The 20,528-nt window shown below is 54.4% G+C and carries 13 protein-coding genes, 1 riboswitch and 1 other annotated feature; of the genes, 10 read left to right on the plus strand and 3 right to left on the minus strand.

Translation table 11 applies throughout. The features are described from left to right. Positions 1-79: 79 nt before the first annotated feature. Positions 80-1,117 (plus strand): P1 family peptidase, encoded by a 1,038-nt coding sequence (locus tag E0E37_RS11215; protein ID WP_246019708.1) that lies wholly within the window; start codon positions 80-82, stop codon positions 1,115-1,117. A 19-nt stretch (positions 1,118-1,136) separates the two neighbouring features. Here E0E37_RS11215 and E0E37_RS11220 read toward each other — a convergent pair whose 3' ends face one another. Beyond that, positions 1,137-1,841 (minus strand): Crp/Fnr family transcriptional regulator, encoded by a 705-nt coding sequence (locus tag E0E37_RS11220; RefSeq protein WP_130863132.1) that lies wholly within the window; start codon positions 1,839-1,841, stop codon positions 1,137-1,139. Between the two features lie 565 nt (positions 1,842-2,406). On the opposite strand from E0E37_RS11220, the gene hcp reads away from it, so the two are divergent. The 8 genes from hcp to E0E37_RS11260 all read left to right on the plus strand — a co-directional run bounded on the left by hcp (position 2,407) and on the right by E0E37_RS11260 (position 17,128). After that, positions 2,407-3,993 carry a hydroxylamine reductase gene (gene hcp / locus E0E37_RS11225; RefSeq protein ID WP_207302958.1) on the plus strand — a complete coding sequence of 529 codons (1,587 nt, stop codon included), beginning with the start codon at positions 2,407-2,409 and terminating at the stop codon, positions 3,991-3,993. Between the two features lie 156 nt (positions 3,994-4,149). Then, positions 4,150-5,130, plus strand: coding sequence for a peptide-methionine (R)-S-oxide reductase MsrB (gene msrB / locus E0E37_RS11230; protein ID WP_207302959.1), 981 nt, complete (start codon positions 4,150-4,152; stop codon positions 5,128-5,130). Positions 5,131-5,143: 13 nt separating this feature from the next. Further along, on the plus strand, positions 5,144-5,974 hold the full coding sequence (locus E0E37_RS18715) for a DUF6933 domain-containing protein (RefSeq protein WP_207303001.1): 831 nt from the start codon (positions 5,144-5,146) through the stop codon (positions 5,972-5,974). A 263-nt stretch (positions 5,975-6,237) separates the two neighbouring features. After that, positions 6,238-6,690, plus strand: a complete 453-nt coding sequence (locus E0E37_RS11240) for a single-stranded DNA-binding protein (protein WP_130863134.1) — start codon at positions 6,238-6,240, stop codon at positions 6,688-6,690. Between the two features lie 162 nt (positions 6,691-6,852). Further along, on the plus strand, positions 6,853-8,100 hold the full coding sequence (locus tag E0E37_RS11245; RefSeq protein WP_130863135.1) for an S-layer homology domain-containing protein: 1,248 nt from the start codon (positions 6,853-6,855) through the stop codon (positions 8,098-8,100). 136 nt (positions 8,101-8,236) lie between these two features. After that, the gene (locus E0E37_RS11250) at positions 8,237-14,695 is read left to right on the plus strand and encodes a hypothetical protein (RefSeq protein ID WP_130863136.1); all 6,459 of its coding nucleotides are present in this window, start codon (positions 8,237-8,239) and stop codon (positions 14,693-14,695) included. Between the two features lie 71 nt (positions 14,696-14,766). Beyond that, entirely contained in the window at positions 14,767-15,768 is a 1,002-nt protein-coding gene (locus E0E37_RS11255; protein ID WP_130863137.1) for a DUF5688 family protein, read from the plus strand. A 131-nt stretch (positions 15,769-15,899) separates the two neighbouring features. Continuing rightward, a riboswitch (NiCo riboswitch) is annotated at positions 15,900-15,994 on the plus strand. Positions 15,995-16,183: 189 nt separating this feature from the next. After that, positions 16,184-17,128 carry a cation diffusion facilitator family transporter gene (locus tag E0E37_RS11260; protein WP_130863138.1) on the plus strand — a complete coding sequence of 315 codons (945 nt, stop codon included), beginning with the start codon at positions 16,184-16,186 and terminating at the stop codon, positions 17,126-17,128. Positions 17,129-17,186: 58 nt separating this feature from the next. Here E0E37_RS11260 and ilvN read toward each other — a convergent pair whose 3' ends face one another. Next, a complete protein-coding gene (gene ilvN / locus E0E37_RS11265; RefSeq protein ID WP_130863139.1) occupies positions 17,187-17,699 on the minus strand; it encodes an acetolactate synthase small subunit in 513 nt (170 codons plus the stop codon). A 15-nt stretch (positions 17,700-17,714) separates the two neighbouring features. Continuing rightward, positions 17,715-19,454, minus strand: coding sequence for a biosynthetic-type acetolactate synthase large subunit (gene ilvB, locus E0E37_RS11270; RefSeq protein WP_130863140.1), 1,740 nt, complete (start codon positions 19,452-19,454; stop codon positions 17,715-17,717). 178 nt (positions 19,455-19,632) lie between these two features. Then, positions 19,633-19,918, minus strand: a binding site (T-box leader). Positions 19,919-20,166: 248 nt separating this feature from the next. Here ilvB and E0E37_RS11275 point away from each other — a divergent pair. Beyond that, entirely contained in the window at positions 20,167-20,463 is a 297-nt protein-coding gene (locus tag E0E37_RS11275; protein ID WP_130863141.1) for a hypothetical protein, read from the plus strand. Positions 20,464-20,528 lie beyond the last annotated feature (65 nt).

Consider the following 20,528-nt stretch of genomic DNA (forward strand, 5'->3'; position numbering starts at 1 on the left):
TGTGACCAGATCTAAGATAGGGTGCGGATTGAAAACGGTGACTGGATCGAAAGCACAGGTTCTATGAAAAGATCGGTCAATGACAGAAATTGAGGTGACAAAAATGGACGGACAAAACAGACTGGAACTCAGGGAGATCAGGCTCGGCGATTTCGAGGGGATCCTTATCGGACACGCCCAGGATGCGGAGCATGCCACAGGCTGTACGGCAGTGATCGCGCCGGAGGGCATGTGCGCGGCTGTGGATGTGCGGGGCGGGGGACCGGCCTCCCGGGAGACTGCGCTCTTGCAGCCTCTGGCTTCAGCGGAACGCATACACGCTATCGTGCTCAGCGGAGGCAGCGCCTTCGGGTTGGAAGCGGGCTGCGGCGCGGCGGAATTTCTGGAGGAACGGGGGATCGGCTTTGAGACCGGCTTTGCTAAGGTGCCGCTGGTCTGCCAGTCCTGCATCTACGACCTTGGAGTAGGCAGCGCAGCGGTGCGTCCGGATAAAAAGATGGGCCGCGCCGCCTGTGCAGATGCGTTCAGCGGAGCGCACTGCCATGCGGAGGGCAATGTGGGCGCGGGGACCGGGGCTACGGTTGGAAAGGCACGGGGCGCCGGGTACATGATGAAATCCGGACTGGGCGCGTACGCTGTTCAATTCGGTGAACTGCAGATCGGCGCGCTGGCGGTGGTCAACGCTCTGGGAGACATCTTTGACGCGGGGAGCGGACGAAAGATCGCAGGCATGCTGAACGAGGACGGTTCAGGCTTCGCAGATTGTCAGGCGGAGCTTTGCAGGATGCTGGCCGGCTGCGGCGATGAGAATCTCTTTGCGGCTCAGCCTTCGTCGAATACCACGCTCACCGTAGTGCTCACCAACGGAAGTTTCAATAAGATGGAGCTGCAGCGCGTCGCTTCCGCCGCGCACAACGGCTATGCCAGAACGATCCGGCCGGTACACACCTCGGCGGATGGGGACAGCATCTACGCGGCGTCAACGTGCCGGGCTGCGGCAAATCTCGATGTAGCTGTCATGCTGGCGGCTGAAGTGACGGCCCAGGCCGTCAATCGGGCGGCGCGTGCGGCAGAGCCTGCCTACGGACTTCAAAGCTGCCGGTCTATGGGCCTGTAACGGAGCCAGCCCCGTCAGGTCAGTCTTCCTGACCCCGTCGGCCGCCGTTCTGCCCGCCGCCCTGGGGGTCTTCTTTCAGACAAAATCTGTTTTTCTCAAACTCCAGCAGTCCTTCCCGGCGCATTTTACTCAGCTCGTTAGACATGGCGCTGCGGTCCACGCAGAGGTAATCCGCCAGCTGCTGCCGGTTAAACGGTATCTCAAACCGGTAGCGTCCCTGGCGGATGGCTTGCAGAGAAAGATAGGAAAGAAGCCGTTCGCGGATGGAGCGCGGCGTAATGTGTCCGATCTTCCGCGTCAGGTTCAGATTTTTGCCGGCCATGACGGCCAGCAGATTGCGGATGAGGCGGCTGTGAAACGTACAGGAGGACGGGCAGGTGGTGAGCACCCTCTCCGCGTTCAGAAACAGGATCTCCGTCTCCTCCGCGGCGATGACGTCCACCATCAGCGGTTCGCCGGGCATGCAGGCGTAGGTCTCCGCGAATACCTGGCCTCGTCCGATGTTGTCGATAATGCTGATCCGTCCCCACACGTCGCCCTGCTCGATATTCACGCTGCCCGATAGGATCAGTCCCATGGAGTCAATGTGATCGCCCGTCCGGTAAACCGTCTCATCCTTCCCATAAGTCTTGGAGTATGCGTGCAGACATTGAAGCATGGCCTCCGTCTCGCTGCCTGTCACGCCCCGAAAAATCGCTGTCTTTGAGATAAAATCATAATCCATAGTTTTCTTCGCCTCCTGGAACAGATCATTCTTCTGTCAGATATAAATGGTATTCGTCTCGCGGGCCTGCTCCCGCCAAGAGAAGGTTATTACGTCGATATGGCTTTGCGATATTTCCTTCGTAATTTCAATTTTTTGTTGATCGAAAACATGAGGGGCTCCATTTTTTCTTTTTGCCGTCTTTCAACATTGAAAAGAGAAAAAAACAGAGGACCTAACAGGCATTTCAATTGCTTGCCTTGTCGATTCATGTCGCTTTTTTCTTTTTGTAAGTGATATTGTACGAAATATGAAAAAATATTTTACAAATTTTTCATAAAAAATGAATATTATCTATATTTTTTTCGTTTTTGAACCTCTTTTGCAGGCAAAAAGAAAAAAATAAGAAATCCATTCTGTAATAAATCTGAGAACCGACAGAAACGTGAGCAAATATTCTCATTTACGTTGTTGGAACAACATAAATGTAGAAATTATTATATTATACTGAATCCATCAAGTCAAGTAAACTGCAAAGAGTGGCAGGCTTTCGTAGGATGAAAGTCAGGAAAAGGAGAGGGACAGGATGGATCAGAAAATGTTTTGTTATCAGTGTGAACAGACGGCAGGCCGCGGCGGCTGTACGGGCTGCGCGGGAGTGTGCGGAAAGACGGCGGAGACGGCGAATCTGCAGGATGAACTGACCGGCGCGTTGATCGGCCTCGCCCGGGCCTGCAGAGACAGAGAACCTGAGCCTGAGCTATGCCGGCTGGTGGTGGAAGGGTTGTTTGCCACCGTTACCAACGTAAATTTTAATGATGCAGTCATCCGGGAAATGACGGAAAAAATTAACTGTGCCAGGGCAGCAGTATCCGGCGGGCCGACGGACGCCGGATCAGGAGCCGAGGGAAATTACCGCATGGAGGAATTGTGGAACGCAGATGAGGATATTCGCTCCCTGAAGTCGCTGATTTTATTCGGTATCAGAGGAATGGCGGCATACGCGTACCACGCATTGGTTCTGGGATATTCCGACCACAGCGTAGACCGCTTCTTTTTCCGGGCGCTGGATGCCGTTGGTCAGCGGGGGAGCATGGAAACGCTGCTGCCGGCGGTGATGGAGACGGGAGCGGTCAATCTGAAATGTATGGAGCTTCTGGACCGTGCGAATACCGAGACATTTGGAACGCCTGCGCCTGCCACAGTCTCGCTCACCGTGGAGAAAGGACCCTTTATCGTCGTGACCGGCCACGATCTTTTGGATCTCAGGCTGCTGCTGGAGCAGACCGAGGGGAAAGGGGTCAATATCTATACTCACGGTGAAATGCTGCCCGCCCACGCCTATCCGGAACTGAAAAAGTATTCGCATCTGAAGGGTAATTTCGGAACGGCCTGGCAGAATCAGCAGAAGGAATTCGCCGGTCTTCCCGCGCCGGTCCTGTTTACCACCAATTGTCTCATGCCGCCCAAAGAGAGCTATGCGGACCGGGTGTTTACTACGGAAGCCGTATCCTGGCCGGGGGCGGAACACATCGGAAGTGACAAGAATTTTTGGCCTGTGATCGAAAAAGCACTGGAGCTTGGAGGCTACGAAGCAGATCAGGAGTTTACGGGGATCAACGGAGGACGCCAGGTGACCACCGGATTCGGACACGGGGCCATTCTTTCCGTGGCCGACCAGATTATCGATGCCGTAAGATCCGGCGAGATCAGGCACTTCTTTCTGGTGGGCGGCTGCGACGGCGTCAGAGGCGGAAGAAACTACTATACGGATTTTGTAAAGCAGACGCCGGAGGATACTATTGTTCTAACCCTGGCCTGCGGCAAATACCGGTTCAACGATCTGGATCTGGGAACCATCAGCGGTCTGCCCAGGCTGATGGATATGGGACAGTGCAACGACGCTTACGGCGCCATCAAGGCAGCGTCTGCACTGGCGGAAGCTTTGGGGTGCGGGATCGGTGATCTGCCTCTTTCTATGGTACTTTCCTGGTACGAGCAGAAAGCGGTGTGTATCCTGCTGACGCTGCTGCATCTGGGAATAGAGAATATCTGCCTGGGACCCACGCTGCCCGCATTTCTTTCCAAAAACGTGCTGGCATTTCTGGCGGAGAACTACCACATCACCACTGTGAGCACGCCGGAGGAGGACATGAAGAAAATGCTTGGATAACAGCCAGTCGTTCTTTCCGCGTCTCTGATGGGAAAAATAAGCGAAACCTGTTTTATCTCCGCCCAATTCGGGAAAAAGAAGAAGGGAATGTACAGAGCATCCGCTGCCTCAGCGGGCGGATGCGCATTCAAATATAGAATCGAGGAGGAATTGGGTATGGGTGAACGAATTTATCTTGCAGGAGGCTGTTTTTGGGGACTGGAGGAATATCTGTCACGCATTGACGGCGTGACAGATACGGAAGTGGGATATGCCAACGGAGAAGGCGAGGATCCCACATATGAGGAAGTGTGCGGCGGGACTTTGGGATTTGCCGAGACCGTGGAGGTGTCCTACGATCCACGGACGATTCCTCTGAACAGGCTGCTGGAAGCTTTTTTCAGTGTGATCGATCCCACCAGCCGCTATCGTCAGGGAAACGACAGAGGGGTGCAGTATCGGACAGGGATCTATTATGTAAACTCGGCGGATCAGCCGGTTATAGAGGAATTCGTAGAACGCAGGCGGGCGCTGTATACGAAAGAGATCGTCACAGAGGTAGAGCCGCTTCGCAATTTTTACAGGGCGGAAGACTACCACCAGGATTATCTGAAAAAACATCCTCACGGCTACTGTCACATCGACGTGAGCCGGGCGGCGGCCTTTTGTGCAGCCACCGGACCTGCTGAGGACGAAAGATCATTTTGCAGAGAGAGGTACATCGCACCGCCGGAAGAAGAACTGCGGGACAGACTCACAGACATGCAGTATCGCGTGACCAGAGAAAATGCCACTGAGCCGCCTTTTTCCAACGAATATTTTGACGAAGACCGCAGGGGGATCTACGTGGATATCGTCACGGGAGAACCGTTGTTTTCTTCTGAGGACAAATTCGATTCCGGGTGCGGCTGGCCGGCCTTTGCGCGGCCTCTGTCGCCGGACGCCATAGAGCAGAGGGCGGATCACAGTCATGGCATGGTCCGCACAGAGGTGAGGAGCCGGGCGGGAGACAGCCATCTGGGGCATGTATTCGCAGACGGACCTGCGGCGCTGGGCGGACTGCGGTACTGCATAAACAGCGCTGCCCTCCGGTTTATTCCCAGTGAGGAAATGGAACGAGAGGGATACGGGGAACTGAAAGCGGCGCTGAAATGGTGAAATGGAGGTCGGAATGCAGCTTGGGTTGACTATACCGTTGCAGAAATATCTAAAACGAAAAGCGCCTCCTTACGGCGAGGATAGCGATCTGTTTTACTGCTGGGAGCTTCACACCATCCTGCTGCAGGGCGCCCGGAGCCTGGTGGCTGTAAACGCATCCAATCGTTTTTCTCTGGTGCTTTGCGGCATGCAGGCAGCGGACTGGGATGATTTTCCGTCTCGGTTTTCCGAAGGGTTGAAAACAGCGCTGGACGAGGCCGAAGTCCCGGCGTGGCAGATCGAAGTGTACTTCCAGCGGGCGGGAGAGATCCGGATAACGAAGACCCATGGGCGCAGACCGGTAGCATCGCTGAATCTGGCGGATGATTTTTTATGGGGCATCCCCGTGCCGGTGGATGAGACCCAGCTTTATCAGAGTGTCCACACGCAGGAACTGAACCGGGTGGTATGCATGGCCGCGGGATTTCCCTCCCGCGGCAGACCGCTCGATTTCTGGATGCAGGACATGCGGCGGACAGGTATTGCAGGTGAGAGAAACCTCGGGATAGATAGGGACGGTCGGCAGTTAGGGGATGTGTGCCTGGGGGAGCATGAGAGCGGAAATGGGAACGCCGGGCAGCAGGAGAAGATCGTCGAGACTGACCACGCCGGGCATAACGGGAGTACAGGCGGCAGGGAGACCGCCGGCATTTTAGAAAACGGAAAGACGGTGTGCAGCTGCAGATGGAAAAACTGCAGGCGGTTTGGAGACTGCAAGGCGTGTGTCGCTTACCATAAGGCACATGATAAGCATCCCCTCCCCTCCTGCAGGAGAAAAAGCGGACGGAGACCAAAGAACGGGTAGACAGCGAAAAAGAGGCTGACTGCCCGTTCTTTGCTTTTCTTCCGAGACTGCGGCCGTTTTGATGAAGGACGTAGGCGATAACTGAATGTAATAAAAAAATAAATATAGAAAAATATGGTTGACATTGTTGGAGAGATGTAATATTATGGATATGTAAATAAATGGACTTTGAGAATTGAATATGGAAATGCGGAGAAAAGAGAAAAAGTCTGAACGTTAGCTGAGAGACACAAACAAGAAGGAAGTAAAAACAGGAGGTTATTATGAATTCAGTATCACTTGTAGGAAGACTGACAAAAGATCCGGAGATCCGTTATACATCGGAAACGCAGCATGCCGTGGCGACTTTCACGCTGGCTGTCAATCGCCCGCTGTCAAAGGAAAAAGCCGCGGATTTTCCGCGGGTCGTGGTGTGGGGAAGACAGGCGGAAAATTGCGAGCGCTATCTGGCAAAAGGACGGCTGGTGAGCGTACAGGGGAGGCTGCAGACCAGTAATTACAAGGCCAAATCAGGAGAGATGAAGTATGCTACTGATATTGTGGCAGAAAGAGTTGACTTTTTGCCGGGAGGAGAAAAACATTCCGGAGCAGAAGGCCGGGAAACGGAAGGTGACGCGCAGGAAAAAGAAGATGAACAGGCCGGTGTCCACGGCGGAAATGAGGAGGAACTGCCGGAGGGCTTTGAAGCGTTGGATGACGAAGACCTTCCTTTTTGAGACTGATCTGCAATACGAATACATCCAGAATTTTAAAAAAATGTATTGTAACATAGTGGATAATATGGTATTATGACGGTAACACCTTAGTCTGCGGCTTGCCGGAGAGAACGAAATGAAAATGGGATATCGTTTCGCGGTCTGATTCGAAAAGGAGTAGGAATGAAAAAGAAAAGATGGGCGGCGGCAGCCGCGGCGCTGCTGATGTGTGCGGCGCCTTTGCCTGCGTCAGCGGCATCCGGCTACAGCGATGTGGCGGAAAGCGACTGGTTTTGCAGCGCGGTGAAAGCGATGACGGAGAAAAACATCATCAGCGGCGATCCGGATGGTACATTCCGTCCGATGGACACAGTAACGTTTGGGGACTTTATCACCATGGCAGTGAAGGCGGCCACCGGACAGGAGCTCCCAGCGGCGGCAGCGCCGGAGCACTGGTCGAAGAATTACTATGATCTGGCGCTGGAGAAGGGATACCTGTCTGATCGGAACTTGCCGCCCACAGCTCTGGACGCGCCCATTCCTCGGGAGCACATGGCGGTGATCGTCAGCAACATCCTGGGAAAAACCGTCGATGTTTCAGGCGAATTCTATACATTACTGCAGGAAAGCGTCAGCGACGTGGAGGCGTCGACTCCTCATGAATACGAAATCATCAGATCTTACGGAGCCGGTATCCTCTCCGGCTATCCTGACGGAACATTTCGGCCTGCGGCCACGCTGGACCGCGGTGAGGCGGCGTCAGTGATCTGGCATCTGGCTGACGAAAGCCGGCGCAAGATCCCCAATGCGGCTGAGTTGAAAGCCGTCGCGGAAAAGCAGAGCGAGAAGCGGGAAAACCTGTCACAGGAAGATCGGATCCGGGATATTCTGGAGAAGGGGCCGCAGAAAATCAGTTTTGATCCGGCGGCAGATGAGACCGTAAATGTAGACGGCCGCACTGTGATGAGGGAAGAGAAGGCGCGGGAATACATGGATCAGATCCTGGCCGGTTTGAAGTTCTACGGCAGCGGCGGGAAGTATTATATGACGGTGACACTGCCGCAGGTTCCCGAGGGGTATCGGGTGCAGTTTGGGGCAGAGGTTTATTTTAAGCAGGATTTGATGAAACCATCTTGGCTTGCTAAAACAGGGGCTGTAAACCCAGAAGATAACATTCCAAGAGAAGGAACGATTGTACGCGAAATTACAGGAATGAAATCACTAGCAGAAGTCTACACTGCCGGAGTAGGAATATCAATTAATAAGATAGATGACACCTACATTGGCAGTGAAGAAGCAAGCTATCAGATGCAGAGGGCGTATGATAATCTACAGATTTACGATACATTTGCCATTAACCGTCAGGGTTCTGCTACGGAAGCGACAGAGAATTATTTCTATTCACTGGATCGGCATTACGGCTGGCAATGATAATTTTATAGCAACAAATATTGGAAAATAACCGCAGCTCTAAACGAAAGGCGGTTATTTTTTTTGTTAAATGTTAAAGCTGCCGCGTTGTTTTAAATGATTTCCATATTCCTAACGACAGGAGGGAACGATAAAGATGAAGAAGCAAAAAAAATGGCTTCTTGCAGTAATTATTTTGGCGCTATTTTTCTGTTATGGGATCGCATCCGTACGGATCATGGCGGCAGACGGCAACAGCGGTGTTTTGCTGGAAAACCCGCCTACAGATGAACATTATGAACTCATCCGGGGCTCCGATCTGTCAACTACCACAAAGCTGGATCTGTGGCACTACAGCGGCGGCTACTGGAAGGTGACCAATCAAGGTTCAGAGGCGATCAAGGTGTCTGATCGGGAAATGGGAGCCGGAGATAAATTGGTCATCCCAGCCAACGAAGCTAATTTCACATTAAACATTCCCGCTGTTGTAAAAGAGCAGATCGCTGCTGGAAAGAAAGTAGTTCCTATGATCCAATCCGGGTCTAGTGCAAAACTATCGGAGATATTTGAAAACGATCGGACATTTAGCATAAATAATTCTACTCTGACATTCAGTGCCCGGCCAAAGTTCAATTTGATACCCACAAGGGAGCTGTCTTTTAAAGATCCATTCAAATTAGGCATCCCCGTCACAGTTCCGCTGATCGAGCGCAAATACGGCTACAATATGTATTCTGTATTCGGCAACGGCTACAAAGCCGTACAGGTCAACGGCTGGGTAAACCGAAGCGACCCGACGGATACCTCGGGCATGCCGCGGGGCTGGATCCATCCAGGAATGATCACCGATACCAGCGGAACGATCGCCGGGGGAAAGGAATTGGTCATAAACAGCAGGTATCTGCCTTCCGACGGATTTTCAGTCGGGGAAGGAACGTTCTCTAATGCCGGAGCGCTGGGACTGTGCTTTGAATATCCCGTGAAGTTCACGTTTTACGTGTACAATGAGGACCATGTGCCCGCTGAACCGGAAGAGCCGGATGAACCGGAGGAACCGGCGCCGGGAAAGAAGATATGTCAAAAGTGCGGGCAGTGTGAGCTCACAGAGGAAGGCGTTTGTACGGAACGGACGTGCGCGGATTTCGGGACGGGGGACTGCGGATGTTTTGTGCCGCCTGATATACAGGGTCAGGCGCTGCTGTCTCTGCCGAACCGGACTTATGAGACGCATCCGGTCAGGGCGGAGGATCGGTCCACATTCAGCATCGGCGGCGTTGCCTACAGCGCGGTCAGAGCGTATGCGGAGAATTACGCCAGAAATAGTTTTCAGATCGTGGAGAGCAATACGGGAGGGAGGGTCAGCAGGCTGAGGGACAGCGATACAGAAGCGGATGTGACCTTTCCCCACAAGGGCAGTTATCACGTGCAGCTGCGTGTGTCTCCCCGGTACGGAGGCAGGCTTTACGATACAAAGCCGGTGGAAGTACTGAAGACGCCCACCGTGATCGCAAGCCTGGGAGGAACGCAGAAGCAGAATCGGAAGCAGGTCCTGAATATCAAGGTGGCAACCAACGCGGATAATCCTCTGAGAGAACTGTATGTAGAGATCCGCCGAAAAGGGGCAGAGGATCCGGCGGCGGGATCGCAGGCGGAGGATCAGGTGGAGAGGGTGAGACTGGTCAACCATCTGGACGGCAGGAAAAACGTGCTGCAGAATTCGGAGACGATCAAGACCAGAGCCATTGTTCCACAGCCGTCCGATCAATACTGGACTAACTGCCGTCTGGAGTTTTTGACGAAGAACGCGCGCACGGAGGATTTCAGTTACTATGTTTACGCCCGGGACAGCCGGGGGCTGTGGGACGAGGCGGAGGAAGATTTTACTGTGGTTCCGGACCGCGCGCCGGAGGCGGCCATCAATGTAGAACCCGCATTTCTCAGAAACAGCGGAACAAACACGGCGGTCATCGCAGCTGAGGATGGATCGAAAACGGACGGAGATCAGCTGGAACGCACGTGGAGCGTGGCGAATGCCGCGGGTTACGATGGGATCAGCGACGTCTTTACCTCGCCGGCGGCCCTGGATCCTTTCGAAAACGCGGTGTTTACGGAGGCGGATAAAAAACCGGGCTACCGGGACAACAGTTTCGGTACGAAAAAATCCATTGAGTTTGAGCGCGCCGGCGTCGGGAAGCTGCAGCTGAAGCTCCATGTAAAGGATGTGTGGACGGAGGAGACGCTGGAAGAGTATATAGCGGAGGAAGACTACCTGACGGCCTCGGCGCTGGCTGTGACTGAGGTGACGAACGTAGCGCCGCTTGTCAGTCTGGAACCGCTCAGATCCCGTACAGCGGAGATCCTCATGCTGGCGGGGGGCGATGAGGAATACCGTTTTCTGAAGGACAGCGCAGCCGGACTTGCCGCGGAGCTTTTGGGAAATGCGGTCGACCCACAGATAACAGTAGAAAAGATGGCGCCGGCGCCAGGGAACAGCATTACATACAGCGCGCGGGCTGAGGCGCGCGTCAATTACGGATTTCAGGGGGGATGGTCCGGGTTTTGGGAAGAAGGTTCCTGGGCGGTGGACGACCATCGGCTGTATAAGGCGGAGGCGACTTGGGTGCAGGGTGTATCGGATTATGATGATTATCCCAATCTGCCCTTCACGATCGCAGCTTACGACGGAAAGCAGGAAGGGAATATGACGCCGGTCTGGAACTGCAGCATTACCAGAGAGCTGGTCGGTACGGCGGACCGGGGTTACGGCGCGTATTTCGCACAGGATAACGACAATAAGTATCTGTATTTTTTCGTGGCGGGCAAGACGGTGATCATCGACAAAGAGAGCGGCTCGATCCTGACGGCGCTGCCCTATGCCATCGGAAGATCCAACAGTGTGTACGGACGGTCCATCTACACATACCAGACAGACGGCATTTACCGGATCAGCATGGGGGACGGAACAGCAAAAAAAATCTTTGGTTTCCATATCTCCCCGGAACATGTGAGACGCATCGGAGGCGAGGATCATTTCCTCGTCAGAAGCGCAGGCGGCGTCGATCGGGGGATCTTCGATCCGCGCGCGGAGCAGCTGCGCATGGAGCGCCTGCCGGGGACAGAGGACGACGACAGCCGCACGGCATATCGGCTGGCGGGGGCTGATACGGAAGGAAAGCTGATCGTCAGCTGCGTGACGCCCAGAACCGGCGGAGCGGGCGACCTCCGCATTCGTGTGTACGGACAGGACAATACGCTGCTGAAGACAGTGGGAAGCGGCCTGGAACATACCTATCAGGATTATGTGGTACCGATCTACGATTCCGGAGGGGTGGCGAACTATGTGGGGCTGACGTCCAATGTAAACGCTTCGAAGTATAAACGTACCAGAGTACAGGTCTGGGGGATCAACAACGGCTACAGCGGCAGCACGGCGGCGGAAGAGCGAAAAGACAACGGTTACCCTGCAAAGGCGGACCGGATACTCATGGGTATCGAACACGGAGACGGCAATGTCTATGTCATGGTAGGCGGAGAATACATTTTTATCGCCGATCAGGGATACAACGGAGCGGCTCACGGTATGGCGGAGCGCGCCAGAGCTTTTCGGTTCGACGTGAAAAAAGGCACGGCGGCGGAGTGCAATCTGGGCAGCGGCGTCTGGTCCGGTCTGAACAGCAGCGCGGAATACGCCTCGCGCAGCGACGCTTACATTGCGGTGAGCACCGGCGATAATAATCAGTATGCGAATGCAAATCACACCACGAAGCTGGTGAGCTGGGGACAGAGTATGGATGAGATACTGACCAGATACTTCAATCGCGGACTGTCCGGCGGAAAAGATCTGTCCGCTGTGGTGGTGCTTGACAACAGCAATGAAGCATCTGCAGAGGCGCCTGCCGATCTGGCGTCGCTGCTGCGGGAGAAGCGCGCGGGCGCGTTTCTGTTCGCATCTGCCAACGGCGCGGTGCGGTACGGCGCCCACATTGCCGGAGCAATGGGTGCGGCGGGCCGGGTCTCATCTCCGGAACAGCTGGCTGAGGCCGCCGCGGCGGCCCTGTTGAAGGACGACGGCGGAGGAGATGTGCTGCAGCTGACCGCCCGGAACGGGAACAGCTATATGGAGCGCAGCTATAAGCTGAAGCCTGGAACGCAGTATTTCTACGAATACGATTACCAGAGCAAGGGAGCTGCCGCCGCTCCTGCGGCGTCTGATCTTCTGCAGATCTCCGGCCAATATGCGCGCGTGATCCCGCAAGGAGATCTTCTCGATCAGCGGTATGTGGTGACGGACAGCTTTGCAGAAGATTTCAGCGATACGGAACTGAACCCGTTCTTTTCACTGAGCGCAGGCAGGGTCAGCGGCGGGAAATACAGGCTGGCTTACTGCGACGGCAGATCCAGCTCCAACCGCTACCGCAGGGACAGCAGCGCGTTCACATTTACAGTGCCGGAGGGAAAACAGGGAGTTCTGGTATTTGACTACGATATTCTGCGGGAAAACAATGGGGATTACAACGCCGGCTACTACGTAGACGGAGCCTTTTGGAAAAACTTTATAGCGTCCAATCAGGCTTCCGGCCATTATACGCACCCGGAGCTGCTGGGCCCTGGGACGCACACGGTCAGCGCACTGTGCGGGGATTATGGAAAATCCCATCTGTGCTGGTGTGTCATCGACGATCTGCGGGTGGATCTGACGGAGCTTTCGGAAAACGGAGCTGGGCCGGTGGCGGACGGCGTCGTCTCCTGGTCGGATGTGTCGGGGGACAGTTGGCGTCGCGTGCGGGGAAGTTTTCTGGCGCCCAACGCGGCGGCTGCGTATACTGCGGTCCCTGCCGACTGTTATTACCTGGGAAACCTGTCCGCATGGGGACCGTATCACAGCTGGGTCTCCCGGGAGCGGGGAAATAAAGAACTGATCATCGACGCAGGGGGAACGGCGGCATACCTGAACATCGGCCTGCGGTCGAGAATTGACAAAGCGGTCAATTACCGCATCGATTCCCGAACCGGAAATTATTCGCTTTCCGCGCGAAAACGCAAGGAGAACAGGGACGAGATCAAGTATCTTCCGGATTACTATCCGGTGAATTGGCGAAACATGTCGGGTACGGTAACAGCAAAAGTCTCCCACAGTACATATAACACCTCAAGTAACGGAGACTTTTCGGATCTGGAGATTGTGACGCCTGAAAGACCGTCTGCATACGCCCTCACTGGAACCAATCGTTTCCTGATCGCAGGGAAGGCTGACGGAGAAAGAGGGCTGTTTGTGGAAAATGACCGCTTTACCGGCGAGGTGGCGTTCCGCTTTGTCCCGGGAGCAGCGGGAGACTATCTGCTGAAAAATCTAAAGATCTACAGCATCCAGAATGGCGTGAAGGTCTACGTGGAGGACAGTAAGATGGCGGAAAGCAACACGGTGACGCGCTGGAAGACCCACGAAGGACAGCTCTCCGTGGTGAGAGCAGAAAAAGCGGAAGAGGACCAGATCAGGCTCATCTACAGGAAAGGAGAGCTGGTGGCATACAATGTCAATTACTTCGACTATGAAAAGGATCCATCAAAAAAGCAATCTTGGCGTTATACGCATACGCCGTTCAACGATGGACCCCACCCTCAGGCCGCGATCATTCTGGATGGGAATGGAAACGCGGTGTCTGCGCCGGGAACCGTGCTGGACAAGCCCATCGACCGTTTTTACGTGGACGGGAAATACACGGTGGAACACTGGCAGGAGGACAACACCACCCGCGGCAGAGATCCGGCGGGAAATCCGAATTACGACAAAGCCAGCAACACAGCAAGTCTGACCTTTTACGTACAGGGCGGCGGCGAAGCGCCGTGGATCACGCACATCAGGACGGTGCCGGGAAGCGTGAAAGAAAACCACGCCTATCGGATCGGGGTCGGCGTGGACGACAGAGAAAAGGACCCGCTGCAGCTGACCACGGAAGTGTATTTTGAGGGCCGCCTGATCCATACGGAACGGAGATCCGGGATCACGGCCGGCGCCGGGGGCAGGTATCCGGAAGTGCTCACCGACATCATTTCGGAGAAGGCGCGGCCGGGCCGTTACGAGGTGGTGTGCACGGTGCGGGACTGGAGCGGAGCAGGGCTGGACAGCAGCAGATTCACTGTAGTGACAGAGGGAAATATTCTGGGATCGGTCAGTCACAGGGATCAGTGGGAACAGAATCGAAAGAAATACAACCTAAATCGTTTCGGTACGGAATTCAGCAAAATAGTGGACTTTTCAGAGTACAAAGGGCAGAAGGCGCCCCGCAGACGCGGGACAAATGTATTCTGGTCAGGGGAAGAATTTGTGCTTCGGGCGGTGGTGTCGGGAGATCCCAGATCGGTATCCTGTCAGATCGCGGGAGAGCCGTACGGCGCCCGGATGACGGCCACGGGGGAGCGGACCGGCGACGGCGATATGATCTACGGGGGAACGATCTGGCACAGAGATATGCTGCACAGATGGGGCAGACCGTCTCCGGAAGAACTGACCTTCCAGTTTACCGCCAGATACGGCGGCGATGTGGAAAAGACTCACAGCGTATCGGTGATCGTGGACGACAGCGAGGAGTACTGGCAGCTCCACCGGATCAACTGAAAAGGATATTTTCGCCACAGATGTTGACCGGCGCCGCAGAGCCCGGCGCCGGGGAAAGAGAGGATCAAAAAATGATGAGTTACGAGTTGTTTCGCGACATCGTATCGGAGAGGATCAAAGAATTTTTGCCGGAGGAATTTGGGGACTACCGCGTGGAGCTGCGCAGAGTGCGAAAGGTGAATCAGTCGCTGGACTGTCTCAACCTGATGCCGCCCGATAACAGCGCCGCCGCCTCGCCCAATATCTATATCGAGGAGATATACAAAGAGTTTGAGGAGTTTCAGGATATGGACAGGCTGCTGAAGCAGACGGCGGAATTGATCGTCTATACATATCAGAAGCTGCAGCCGTCCTTTGGAAACATTGATTTTTCGCAATGGAAGGATCAGATCGTCATCAATCTGGTCAACAGGGAAGAAAACGAGGAGCTTTTGAAAGAACTGCCCCACAGGGATCTGCTGGATCTTTCCGTGATCTACAGATTTATCATGGGAAAATCCGGGAACAATCTGGCCACAGTTCGCGTGGATCATCACCTTCTGGAGGAGATCCGCATGACAGAAGATGAGCTGCACCGGCTGGCGCTGGAAAACACCCGCAGGATGTTTCCCGTGGTAACGCAGACCATGGATGAAATGAGAATCACCGCGGAGGAAATGCTTGAGGAGATAGATGAGAAAAAAACGGCGGTCTGGGAGGAAGGCGCTCCCTGTCCGCGGGAGGGGTCGGTCTCAGACATCAGAGCAAGGGGAAAGGCCGGTGGAGAGCTGAAAGGAAAGAGCGAGATCATCAATTCCATCCAGTTCATCACCAACAGCATCCATCTGCAGGGCGCCGCCGGCATGCTGTACGACGACGAACTGCAGGCCGTGGCTGATAAGATGAAGTCCAGTTTTTACGTGATCCCATCCTCGGTGCACGAAGTGATCGCCGTTTCAGAACGCTTCGCCGACCCGGGCGTACTGACAAACATGCTGAGGGAGGCTAACGCCATGGAATTTGTCGGCGTGGAAAAGCTGTCAGACAATCTGTATTTTTACGACAGAGACCAGCGCAGACTATCCATAGCCTGAAGCCGGGTCCGGCGCGTAGAGGGCCGGGGAGGGCGAAAAAAGTTTGCATTCGCTGACTTTTTGAAGATTCCTTGACAAATCCAGTGCTTTCGCATATTATATAAAAATACTCTTTGCACTGCATTATATCTACAGTACAAACTGAGCAGGCGATGAACGGAGATCCGTTCGTGGGGCCGGGCCGCTTCGTGCGGCAGCAGGTGATCAAAACATCTGTGGGACAGTAGTTTACTCGTATTGTTCCTCAGATGTTTTTTTATTACCCAGACGCGGGAAGCCGCAGGGCACGGGAACGATCGGGAACATGCCGGGGAAAAGGGCCGAACGGAAAGAGAACGGTTCAAAACGGGGGACTGGTGGAAGGCAGGGCCATAGAGCTATCTTGATTCAGTAGAGAGGAATAGAGGTAACTATTATGGAAAATGAAATTGTCAACAGTAAAAAAATCGCAATGCGTGTTTCGTCGGTGAGCATATTTATCAATGTAGCTCTGTCGCTGTTCAAGCTGGCGGCGGGACTGATCGCGCATTCAGGGGCAATGATCTCCGACGCCGTTCATTCGGCTTCGGATGTGTTCAGCACGATCATTGTCATCATCGGAGTAAATGTATCAAACAAGAAGTCTGACGAAGAACACCCATATGGCCACGAGCGGATGGAATGCGTCGCTTCCATTATTTTGGCTGTCATTCTGTTTGCCACGGGAGTGGGGATCGGAGTCAGCGGTATAAAAAAGATCGTGGGCGGAGCAGACATGGGTTTGGAAATACCCGGTGCGCTGGCGCTGGCGGCGGCGGTGCTTTCTGTCGCGGTGAAGGAATGGATGTACTGGTATACGCGGGGAGCGGCGAAGAAGATCAATTCCGGCGCGCTGCTGGCCGACGCCTGGCATCATCGGTCGGACGCATTGTCGTCGATCGGTGCGTTCATCGGTATTCTGGGAGCGCGCATGGGCTTCCCGGTGCTGGATCCCGTCGCCAGTGTGGCGATCTGTCTGTTCATCGGAAAGGCGGCCTTCGATATTTTCAAAGACGCTGTGGATAAAATGGTCGACAAGGCGTGCGACGGCGAATTGATCGGCGAGATGGAACGGCTGATCGCTTCGCAGGAGGGCGTGGAGAAGATCGACGAGATCCGTACGAGGATGTTCGGAGCAAGAGCGTATGTGGATATAGAGATCGCCGCCGACGGTGATCTTTCCCTCAGCGCGTCCCACGAGATCGCGGAGCGGGTGCACGACGCCATCGAGGGTCAGTTTCCCCAGGTAAAGCACTGTATGGTCCACGTGAATCCCACCGGGGAGCGGCCGGCCTGGGAACCGGGCGGAAAGCAGGGCGAACCGGACGGCAAGTCCGCATAATAAATCTAAAAAAGCGGAGCTGCACCTCAGTGAACAGCCCCGCTTTTTCTTATTCATCTCAGCGATCCTGAACGCTGATGGCCTCTATGCCGACACTTCCGCCCCGGACGATCTCGATCCGTCCGCTGAACATGTCGTTGAACAGCTTGATCATGCTGTTGTTTTTCGTCTCTGTATGGGCGCATTCGATCAGCACGTTTTTCTTGCCGTAATCGGTGATCCGCAGGTTGTAGACCTGGGCGATGCGGAAGATCTCCGCTTTTTCGCTGTCGGAGCAGCCGCGGACCTTGATGAGCAGGATCTCTCGGAGCACGATGGGAATGTCGGTGAAATCCATCACTTTGATGATGTCCACGCTGCGGTTGAGCTGCTTTTTGATCTGCTCAAATGTGATGTCGTCGATAGTTAGACTGATGGTCATACGGGAGACCGTGGGGTCCTCGGTCTCGCCTACCGTCAGAGTATCCAGATTGTATGACTTGCTGGCAAACAGGCCGGAGACCTTGGCCAGAACACCGATCTCATTTTCTACAAAGATTGAAATCCATCTCTTTTTCATAGTTGTTTCCATAATATCTCCTCCTGATTAGCAGTCCATGATCATTTCGTTCAGCGGCTTGCCCGTGGCGACGATGGGCAGCACGTCGGCCTCGCGTTCGATGATGAATTCGATGAGGGTGGGTCCCTGCGTGTTTTCCCTGGCAGCGACAAAAGCTTTCTCGATATCCTCTTCTTTTTCCACGCGGATGCCGTGGGCTCCATAACTTTCCGCCAGCTTGACGAAGTCCGGAATGTAGGGCGGATTGGGGCACACGCCGCCCTCCTGCTCGCAGATGCGTCCGCAGCTTTTGTGGAAACGCAGGCAGGTGCCGGAGTAACGTTTGTTGTAGAACAGTTCCTGCCACTGGCGCACGTTGCCCAGATAGGAGTTGTTCAGCACACAGAGGATCAGCGGCAGATCATAAGCCATGGCTGTAGCCATCTCCTGAATGTTCATCTGCATACCGCCGTCACCGGAAATGCAGATGACGGTCTTGTCTTCGTTGCCGAATTTCGCCCCGATGGCTGCGGGAAAACCGTAGCCCATGGTGCCCAGACCGCCGGAGGTCAGCATCTGGCGGCTGCTGGAGAGCTCAAGGTACTGCGTGGTCCAGAGCTGATTCTGTCCCACGTCAGTCACCACGATGGAATCGTGGGGGAACAGCTGGTTGATCTTGCCGATGATTTTCTGAGGCGTCACGCCCTCGCCGCCGTCGTCGGCAATGAGAGGATGCTCCTGATCCCAGGCCCTGATCTTTTCCAGCCAGGCTGCCGTATCCAGCGGTTTTGCCAGCTCCAGCATCTTGTCGATAGCCGTTTTCGCGTCTGATACGATGGGAATGTCCACCACGATATTTCTGGATATAGAGGCAGAGTCGATATCAATATGAATGATTTTAGCCTTTTTGGCAAATTCACTGGTCTTTCCCGTAATGCGGTCGTTGAATCTGGTGCCGATGGAGAACAGCACGTCGCAGTCGTTGACCGCCGTGTTGGTGGCATAGCTGCCGTGGATGCCCAGATTGCCTATGTACAGAGGATGATCCGTGGGGACCGCGCCTTTGCCCATGATGGTGGTGACCACGGGAACATTGGTGAGTTCCGCCAGCTTGACCATGGCCTGGCCCGCACCGGAAAGATTGACGCCGCCACCCAGCAGGAAAATGGGCTGCCTGGCCTTTTCCAATACCTTCAGCGCTTTTTTCAGCTGTCCTTCGTGTACGCCGGTGCTTGGCTTGTAGCTGCGGATGCTTACTTCATCCGGATATTCGTCGCTGCCCATAGCCTGTTGGATATCCTTGGGAATATCCACGACCACCGGTCCGGGCTTGCCGGTCCTGGCGATGTAAAAAGCCTCTTTGATAATGCGGCCCAGGTCCTCTCTGCGGCGGACTGTAACGGTGTGCTTGGCGATGCTGCGGGTGATGCCTACGATGTCCACTTCCTGAAAGGCGTCGTTTCCGATCAAATTGAGGGGCACCTGTCCGGTGAAGCAGACCAGCGGTACGCTGTCGTAGTTGGCTGTGGCGATGCCGGTGACCAGATTGGTGGCTCCGGGGCCGCTGGTGACCAGACAGACGCCTACGCGGCCGGTGGAACGGGCATAGCCGTCGGCGGCGTGGATCAGCCCCTGTTCATGGCGGGGAAGCACCACTTCGATCTCTCTGTGATCGTAGAGCGCGTCGAAGAGATCGATGGCCTGACCTCCCGGATAGCCGAAAAGGAGATCCACGCCTTCTTCCTTCAGCGCCTTGACGAATAACTCTGTTCCTTTTACCTGTTTCATATTTTTTCCTCCATTCTGACACTGCGGGGCGAAGTTTTTTCGTAGATCGGAGAACTTTGCCGCCGCGGGGACGCGACGGCTGCCGTACCGAGCTGCGAAAAAGACGCCCGCCTGATGGCCGGCCCGTCGTCGGCGCTGCGGTTGATCTGAAAAACAGAAAAGCCCTAAGCTGCAGTCAGCTTAGGGCGAACCTTACATCCGTGTTACCACCTAAATTCGGAGCATATATGCTCCGCGCTCTTTCGGTACGGATCAGCGGTCGGCAGATCGATACCGTTTCCCTGTAACGCGGGAAGGACGTTGAAGTCTACTGAGAACAGCTGCTTTTCGCAGGCGGGCCAAAACTGTTCCGTTCGGTTCACTGCTCGGGGGCTACTTCCATACTCTCTCCGTAAAGATTTGCACCATCCATCTTCTCTCTGGAACTTCGATGGGTATGTACTCCTCCCCGTCATTGCATTTGACTCTGTTTAAATGTTTATTGTTGACAAGTATAGCAGGATATTTGAGATCTGTCCACCCTTTTTTCGTATTTTGAACACAGTATTCCGAAATTACGTTGAAAGCGCCGGGAGAACGACAGCGTGGTTCGCTGAAAATCGTGCTTTTTCGACAATCTTATCCCCTTGACGGCAGGACAGGGCGTCGATATAATACGTGTTATCAAGAGAACAACAGTTGATCTGAAGAGGTCAGGAGGAGCAGAAAAGAAATGGATGACAGCGACAGTAGCCACAGTTGCGGCCACAGTTACAGTTATCGCAAAAATAGTTACAACGCATGTTTCGGCAGAGAGAAGAATGCCGCCGTCTTTGTATGGACTGGCCGGGATTCCAAAACTCTGTGCAATAAATGTGATAATATCTCAATAACTCAGCTCATGATTGCAAAAAGACATAATCCGGCGTTTCCACAGGCGCCGGGCTGTGTCTTTTTGCGTTTTTCCGGAGAAGCGGCGGCCCAGGGACGGGGCGGCCGGAGCATTCCGGAAAAACGGAAGAAACAGTAGATGTTTGAAACAGCGCAAGCTGAACAAAATAAATCTTAATCGTATGAAAGGAGTGTTATTTCCAT

Origin of the sequence: Bacilliculturomica massiliensis, assembly GCF_900605495.1 — a bacterium.
In the GTDB taxonomy this organism is placed as follows: Bacteria; Bacillota; Clostridia; order Peptostreptococcales; family Anaerovoracaceae; genus Bacilliculturomica; species Bacilliculturomica massiliensis.

Coding starts and splice junctions, on each gene's coding strand:
- E0E37_RS11250 (WP_130863136.1), top strand. CDS start 8,237: ATGAAGAAGCAAAAAAAATGGCTTCTTGCAGTAATTATTTTGGCGCTA.
- E0E37_RS11275 (WP_130863141.1), top strand. CDS start 20,167: ATGGATGACAGCGACAGTAGCCACAGTTGCGGCCACAGTTACAGTTAT.
- E0E37_RS11260 (WP_130863138.1), top strand. CDS start 16,184: ATGGAAAATGAAATTGTCAACAGTAAAAAAATCGCAATGCGTGTTTCG.
- E0E37_RS11215 (WP_246019708.1), top strand. CDS start 80: ATGACAGAAATTGAGGTGACAAAAATGGACGGACAAAACAGACTGGAA.
- ilvN (WP_130863139.1), bottom strand. CDS start 17,699: ATGGAAACAACTATGAAAAAGAGATGGATTTCAATCTTTGTAGAAAAT.
- hcp (WP_207302958.1), top strand. CDS start 2,407: ATGGATCAGAAAATGTTTTGTTATCAGTGTGAACAGACGGCAGGCCGC.
- E0E37_RS11240 (WP_130863134.1), top strand. CDS start 6,238: ATGAATTCAGTATCACTTGTAGGAAGACTGACAAAAGATCCGGAGATC.
- E0E37_RS18715 (WP_207303001.1), top strand. CDS start 5,144: ATGCAGCTTGGGTTGACTATACCGTTGCAGAAATATCTAAAACGAAAA.
- ilvB (WP_130863140.1), bottom strand. CDS start 19,454: ATGAAACAGGTAAAAGGAACAGAGTTATTCGTCAAGGCGCTGAAGGAA.
- E0E37_RS11255 (WP_130863137.1), top strand. CDS start 14,767: ATGATGAGTTACGAGTTGTTTCGCGACATCGTATCGGAGAGGATCAAA.
- msrB (WP_207302959.1), top strand. CDS start 4,150: ATGGGTGAACGAATTTATCTTGCAGGAGGCTGTTTTTGGGGACTGGAG.
- E0E37_RS11220 (WP_130863132.1), bottom strand. CDS start 1,841: ATGGATTATGATTTTATCTCAAAGACAGCGATTTTTCGGGGCGTGACA.
- E0E37_RS11245 (WP_130863135.1), top strand. CDS start 6,853: ATGAAAAAGAAAAGATGGGCGGCGGCAGCCGCGGCGCTGCTGATGTGT.